Source organism: uncultured Sphingomonas sp. (genome assembly GCF_934560975.1).
Lineage (GTDB): Bacteria > Pseudomonadota > Alphaproteobacteria > Sphingomonadales > Sphingomonadaceae > Sphingomonas_I.
In genome coordinates this window covers 20,239-27,108 of the sequence record NZ_CAKTFO010000031.1, presented here as the reverse complement: position 1 = coordinate 27,108, position 6,870 = coordinate 20,239, and the positions used below count along the sequence as shown (strand labels likewise).

The following is a 6,870-nucleotide window of genomic DNA, read 5'->3' as shown; positions in this document are numbered from 1 at the left end:
CGTAGAGGAACTGCGAACCGGAAAGCTCGATATTGTTCTGGGTCGTGGTCATGCGAGTGGTCCTTCGCTTGGGGTGTGGAACCGGATGCCGGAATGGTCAGGCACGATCATCGGGTGAACGACGGCCTTTCCATGTCCGCGACAATCAGTTGCGGGAGCACCGCCCCTGACGTCCCGTCCAGTTCATGGCGTTCATCTGCACTACTTGCAGTAAACAAGCTGTTAAGCCAAAGAACCATGCGCTATTTGCCGCATTATGTTACGCGATGTTTCAATTTTTATACTAGACTATACTTATCACCGCAGCCGGAGACACCCTCGCCCGCCGATGAGCCTGTCAATGGCCTAAGCCCGATGCGTCCATCTTCCTCAGCGCGGCGACGGCAATCCGCTCGATTTCCTCCACGCAGACGAGCGTGACGTGGGGTTCGGCATGGCCACCCTGGTTGCACAGTTCGACGATGCGGCGAAACCCGCTGGCGATCTGCTCCGGCAAGGCGGCGTTTACGCCTCCTCCTCCCTGGGTCAGCTGGCTTTCCAGGCGATCGGCCCGGTCCATTTCCTTGTGCAGCAAGGCACGAACCTCACCCAGTTCGAGCGCGCGCGACGCGGCACGCCCGTCGAGCTGCCCGTTCGCCTCCCGCAAAGCGCGGGACTGCTCACCCCGTTGCAGATGCGCCTCGATCCGCGCCTTCAGCACCGTGAAGTCGATCGGCTTGTGGACGTAGTCGTCAGCCCCTTCCTTCAATGAGGCAACCACCGCTTCGGCATCGGTCCGGGCGGTCAACATGATTACCGGCAGGGATGCCGTATCGGGGTTGGCGCGCAACTGACGGAGCACGGTCAGGCCGCATATCTCCGGCATCATGAAGTCGAGCAGCACCAGCGAGGGACACGTCGTTTTGATCATCTGCAACGCGGTGCGTCCGCCATCCGCGACCATGCAGTCATAGTTCATCCGTTCCAGCCTGCGCTGGACGATGAAGCGGTTGGCCGGAACGTCGTCGACGATCAGGATCAGCGGGCGGCGAACAATGGTATCGGATTCGATTTGCGGATGGATCATGGATACGCCGTCCTCATAAGCAATGGCTGCGCGGTGCCGCCCGCAGGCAGACGACGCGGCAAGGTGATGGTGAAGGTGGAGCCCAGGCCTTCGACGCTGTGGACATTGATCGTGCCGCCCATCAGCCGCACGAACTCGTCGGTGATAGCAAGGCCGAGGCCGGTTCCGCCGTAACGGCGGGTGGTGGACGTATCGGCCTGGGTGAACGGCACAAACAGCCGCTCGATGACGTTGCGAGCGATGCCGATGCCGGTATCGTGAATGGCGACCACGATCATGTCGCGATCGGAAACGTACATGGCGGCAATGGTGATCTGACCGTGTTCGGTGAACTTGCAGGCGTTGGCGCCGAGATTGAGCAGGCATTGCCGCAGCTTGGTGGAGTCCAGCACCACCGCCGGCAGAATCGTGTCCACCCGCAGGTCGATGCGGTTGTTGTTGCGCGCAGCCAGCGGCTTCAGCGTCGCCGCCACCTCGTTCAGCAAAGCATGCGGATCAAAGGCGTGAAGGTCGAGCGAGATCTGACGCGCCTCGATCTTGGCGAAGTCGAGCACCTCGTTGATCAGCGTCAGCAGGTGCTTGGCCGATTGGTTGATGACGCGCAGGTCTTCGACATGCTGGCTCGCGCCCTCCGCCTCCATGTCCTCCATCAGCAATTCAGCGTAGGCGATCACGGCATTGAGCGGCGTGCGCAGTTCATGGCTCATGCCGGCCAGAAATTGCGACTTGGCGACGTTGGCGGTTTCGGCGGCGTCGCGCGCCTGCTCCAGCTCCGTCAGCGTATTGGCGAGTTCGGCCTCGCGCCGCTCCACCTCCGCCACCATCGAGTTGAAGGCGGACAGCACCCGCTCAATCTCGCGGTCGCGCGAGTGGGGCACGCGCAGCGAGTAATCGGCGGAACGGGTGATATCCTCCATGGTGACGAGCAGCCGCTCCATCGGCCGCAGCAGCATCGGCTGCAGCCAGCGGTTCAGCGCGGCCGCCGCCAACCCCGCAATCGCGAGCAGCCCCAACGCCACCCAGGCCGTGCGTTTCGCCAAAGTCGCAAAGCTCCCCCCAGCCACCGTCATGTCGACCCAGCCGACCACTTCGCCGGTGACGGCGATTGGCATGGTGATGCGCATCGCGGACCCGCGCCACACCACCTGCGCCGACCCGCGCCTCGCGGGAGACGGCGGGATCGCTGCATCGTCGCCGGGCGCGTGGCGGCTGTTGCGATAGTCGGCCAGCGGACGCCCGGCCCGGTCCAAGATGGCGAGCGCCCGGACGTTGGCGAGCCGGGCGGCGACCGCAACCGTATCGCGGGTCGCGGCCGTATCGCCGAACACCACTGGTGCCCCGGCCGCACCCGCCAGCACCGATGCGATCTGGCGATTTCGCAGTTCCAGATCGTGCGACGCATCGAGATATTGCCATATCGCGAGCAGCATGCAGCTGAGCGCAAGCGCGAAAAACGACGATGCCAGCGTCACCAGCATCAGCCGGGTGCGAAAGCTGAGTTCGGCCATCATGCCGCTCACCGGCCGTGGACCAATGAGGCGAGGCTCAGCAGGCGCGAACTGAAGCGTACGCCCCGCGCAGCAGCCGCTTTCGGGTTCAGCTCGAACGAGATCTGCCGGCCGAAACGGGTCAGGCCGACCGCGCCGCCGCGCTCTGCAAAGTCGGCCGTTTCCCCGATCACCATCGGCACGCCGTCATAGTTGGGTGGGCCGAGGTTTGCGCCGATATAGGCGATCGTGCAGCCTGCGCGCAGTTCGCTGACGTGCGAAACGATGCGGACCTGCACGCGCCCGTCCGGCACCGCCTTGCCGTCCACTGTCGCGATCGCCTGCGACAAGGCGCCGGAGGCAAGCACGCACAAGGATACGCCGCCCTCCGGCGGCGGCACAAAGCGGGTGAAGCGGATGATGTTGTAGACGATCGCCGCCTTGAGCTGGTCCTGCTCCGCGGCATAAGCCGGCTTGGCGATCGCCACGGCAAGCGACGCTGCCACGATGTACCGTGCATGTCCCATGGCTTAGAACCGCACATGCGCGGCCAGCGCGAAGCGTCGCTCGACCAGGGCCGGCGCGGCGGAAATCAACGGCTCACGGAAATCGAGCCGTTTGTTCTGGAACAGGTTGCGGCCGGTCAGTTCCAGGCTCACCATTTCGCTTGCCGCCCATGCGAGGCGGAGATCCAGCGTAGTATAAGCAGGCACCCCGACTAGCTTCAGCGTGCCGACGTGACGCAGCCAGGCATCCAACTCCACCGTGCGTGACACATCCCAGCGAAACCGGACGCCTCCCTGCTGCTTGGGCGTGGTGGTAAGTCCCGGCTGGGTGAACAGCGGCAGCGTGTAGCCCACGCCGGGTGGCAGGCCGGCGATGCTGGGCGCCTCGATCACCTTGTCCACGCGGGCATGGGTATCGATCAGCGACCCATACAGGTCCACCCGCACTGTCGGCGAAAGGGTGGCGGTCGCGGACATCTCGACACCGCTGCTGTTGGCGCGGCTGTTGTTCAGGATCCGATATTGCGCCTCCACCGATGGAAGCGGATATGCGTACAGGATCGATGCGCTGACCGGGGCGAAGCCGATCAGCCGCCGGTAGCGATTGTGATAGACGGCCAGGTCGATGCTGAGCCAGTTCGCCGGGGAAAATCGTGCGCCAGCCTCGTATGCGTCGAGCTTTTCCGACTTGAGGCTGTCCTGTCCGGCCGCAAACACGGTGACCGGAATGGGCGCATAGAATCTCGCCCCCGTCGGGCCTGCTTGCGTCATAAAGGTGGCGTTGCGCTCGAACGAGGACGTCGTGCGCACGGCCCGCGACCAGGACGACCAGACGCTCGTTCGTTCGGCCGGCCGCCACAACATCCGGACGCTGGGCTGGACGGCGAGACCCGACAGGCTGTTATACTCGACCTTGGTTCCCGCGGTCAGCCGCAGCCGATCGGGAACGAGCCAGTAATCGTCTTGTACATAGCCGCTTACCAGCCTGCCGCGCGAGCGACCCCGAATGAAGCCGAGCGTCGGCGTTTCCGATTTCAGACGATTGCCCGTAAAGCGGTAGTTGAAGCCGAGCCCGACTTCATGCACGCCGTAATTGCGACGGAGATTCCCCTCGGCGTCAATCAGCGTCTCATCCACGCTGATCCCGCTTTCATGACGCGAGACGTGGTTGATATAGGCTTGCAGGGTGGAGTCAGTGTCGTCGTCGATCCGGCGCGACCATCGTCCCAGCAGATTGACTTCCTGGTACGCCCCGTTCGTGAGCGCCCGGGCGGGGTGTCGAGGGCCGAAATCCCCCAGCGACCCCGCAGCCCGTGCAGTCAGGGCGTTGTCATCGTCCGGAGCCAGGTCGAGCTGCCCACCCAATTGCAGGCCACGCGTTTCCACGGTGGCTGCTCCGCCATGCGGCAGTGCGGCCGGCATCAGTGTCTGGCGGCCGGCCGCCGTCAGGCGATAGCTCAGGCGGGAATTGCCGTCGCCGTAGCTGAGGCTGGTCTGCGCGCCGTCGGTCCCGATCCTGCCTTGCGCCGTCCCGCCCGACAACTGGGCCGAATTCTTGGTAATGATGTTGATGATGCCGTTGACGGCATTCGCGCCCCAGATGGTGGCCCCGGGACCGCGAACGACCTCGATCCGCTCGATCGTATCCAGGGGGTCCAGCAACTGGTCCCACAATACGCCGGATACGGCGGACACGTAGATGGACCGGCCGTTGACCAGCACCAATACGCTGTTGGCGAAGCGCGTGTTGAACCCGCGCATCGAAATGGCCGTCGAGTTGCCGTCGATCGAGCCTACCTCGACGCCCGGCACCATCCGCAACAGATCGGGAACGGTACGCGCACCGGACCGCCGGATGTCTTCCTGGGTGATCACGAACACGGCGGCGGCTGCATCGGCAACGCTCTGCCGCTTCTTGGCGACGGAGGTCGCCTCCAGCGCCAGCAGATCCTCCAGCGAATAGCGGTCGAGATGATCAAGCGCACTCGCCCGCACCGGCGCGCCGACGACCAGCGTCAATCCGCCCGCCAGGCAGACCAAGCCACGAGCCCTCCGCATGAACGTCACCGCGCCCTGACGAGCGGCCGGCTGGCATGCGGCTTCTGCAGCCATTGCGAAAAGTCGGGTTCGCTCAGCGGACGGGACAGGTAAAATCCCTGCAGCAGATCGCAACCCAGCGCGGCGAAAGCATCGGCCTGATCGCTATTCTCGATCCCCTCGACCACGATCTCATGCCCCAGGATCTTGGCCAATCCGATGATGCAGACCAGGATTTCCCGCTGACTCGCCCCTTCCAATATGCCGCCGGACAGCGACCGGTCGATCTTCAGCCGATCGATCGGCAGGCGCGACAGCCTGGACAGGTTCGAATAACCAGCGCCAAAATCGTCGATGGCGATGGTAATGCCCAAGGCGCGCAAAGCCGCCAATTGCTGACAGGAAAGGGCATCAGACTCGGCCATCACCGTTTCGGTGACTTCGATCTCCAGCAGGGAGGGCGACGCGCCGGTGCGACGAAGCCATTCGCGTACATGATCGACCAGGTCTGGACGAGTGAGTTCAACCGCGCTGATGTTGACCGCGACGCGGCAGGGCGTGCCCTCCTGCTGCCAGCGGGCGATGGTCTTGATCGCCGCGGTCAGCGTCCAGCGCCCGAGATCATGGATCAGGCCGCTTTGCTCCGCGACCGGGATGAAGGCATCGGGCATGACGATGCCGCGTTCCGGGTGGTGCCAGCGCAGCAAGGCTTCCGCCGCCGGTTCGCCCTCGCCATCTTCCACCCGGAACTGCGGCTGGAAGACGAGCCGGAACTGATCCTCCGCCAGCGCCCGGCGCAGCATCGCCACGTCGATCGCACGATCACGCGACCGCATGCCCATGTCGTCATGATAGACGGCGCAGCCGTTGCGGCCCGCAGCCTTGACCTCCGCCATCGCCATTTCGGCGGCGAGCAGCAGTTGCTCGAAGGATCGGTCCTTGCCCGGTTCCGCCACTATGCCGATGCTGGCGGTGACGACGATGTGCCGGTTCTTGAAGAAATACGGCTCGCGCAGCACGGTCAGGACAGCCTGGGCGTATCGCGTTCCCTCGGCGGCAGATGCGCCTTCGGCAAACACGCCGAATTCGTCGGCGCCCAGCCGGCTGAGGATCGGTTTGGGCATGTCGTCGGCGGCGGCTCCGTGAACCGCATCAAGCGCCAGCTGCATTCTCGTCGCGGCCAAAGCGAGCAGCTGGTCGCCCGCCGCATAGCCGAGGCCGTCATTGACATGCTTCATCTCATCAAGGTCGATGAACAGCAAAGCGGCTGGTTCCGGCCGGCCGTCCCTGACCAGTCTTTGCACGCAATGATCGCGAAAGGACGATCGGGTCAGCAGGCCGCAGATCGGGTCGCGCTCCCCCGCCCGCCCTGCCGCATCGGCATGTTTTTGCATGGAGCTTGCCAGCCGGGTGAGCGCCCGTTGAAAGGCGATGGGCATCCCCCCTTGCAGGCGAAGCAATTCGGAGAAATTACCGTTGGCGATATGCTCAATGCAGTCCAGCACAGCGCGTGCATCGAATGTCTTGGATCCGGGAAACATCGACTTCATCCAGAATATGCTCAGCGCCGTTAAACAGCTAGTCTTGTATGTTAGATGCGACCAATCACCTTTACTGTTTAACAACCTGATAATCAGCGATGTATGTTGCACTTTGTATTTGTTCGGAAGATTGCTTTAATCCCTGCTTAACCAGCGACGTTTACCAGAGGCGCAGGTCGTGCTCGGCGTTTCACGCAGCGGGCGCACTTCCCGATCGGGATCAGGAGCAGGTT

The 6,870-nt window shown here is 63.7% G+C and carries 5 protein-coding genes; all 5 read right to left on the bottom strand.

Going from position 1 to position 6,870, the window contains the following annotated elements; translation table 11 throughout:
* Positions 1-337: 337 nt before the first annotated feature.
* The 5 genes from Q0D93_RS14050 to Q0D93_RS14030 are packed head-to-tail and all read right to left on the bottom strand — an operon-like array spanning position 338 to position 6,646.
* Positions 338-1,066: a response regulator gene (locus Q0D93_RS14050; protein WP_294395468.1), complete on the bottom strand. Its 729-nt coding sequence runs from the start codon at positions 1,064-1,066 to the stop codon at positions 338-340.
* Positions 1,063-2,577, bottom strand: a complete 1,515-nt coding sequence (locus Q0D93_RS14045; RefSeq protein ID WP_294395466.1) for an ATP-binding protein — start codon at positions 2,575-2,577, stop codon at positions 1,063-1,065. The genes Q0D93_RS14050 and Q0D93_RS14045 overlap by 4 nt, the downstream gene beginning before the upstream one ends.
* Positions 2,578-2,582: 5 nt before the next feature.
* Positions 2,583-3,059, bottom strand: coding sequence for a YfiR family protein (locus Q0D93_RS14040; RefSeq protein WP_294395464.1), 477 nt, complete (start codon positions 3,057-3,059; stop codon positions 2,583-2,585).
* Between the two features lie 24 nt (positions 3,060-3,083).
* On the bottom strand, positions 3,084-5,117 hold the full coding sequence (locus tag Q0D93_RS14035) for a TonB-dependent receptor (RefSeq protein ID WP_294395463.1): 2,034 nt from the start codon (positions 5,115-5,117) through the stop codon (positions 3,084-3,086).
* Between the two features lie 5 nt (positions 5,118-5,122).
* Entirely contained in the window at positions 5,123-6,646 is a 1,524-nt protein-coding gene (locus tag Q0D93_RS14030) for a bifunctional diguanylate cyclase/phosphodiesterase (protein ID WP_294395461.1), read from the bottom strand.
* Between the last annotated feature and the right edge of the window lie 224 nt (positions 6,647-6,870).

Coding starts and splice junctions, on each gene's coding strand:
- Q0D93_RS14050 (WP_294395468.1), bottom strand. CDS start 1,066: ATGATCCATCCGCAAATCGAATCCGATACCATTGTTCGCCGCCCGCTG.
- Q0D93_RS14045 (WP_294395466.1), bottom strand. CDS start 2,577: ATGATGGCCGAACTCAGCTTTCGCACCCGGCTGATGCTGGTGACGCTG.
- Q0D93_RS14035 (WP_294395463.1), bottom strand. CDS start 5,117: ATGCGGAGGGCTCGTGGCTTGGTCTGCCTGGCGGGCGGATTGACGCTG.
- Q0D93_RS14030 (WP_294395461.1), bottom strand. CDS start 6,646: ATGAAGTCGATGTTTCCCGGATCCAAGACATTCGATGCACGCGCTGTG.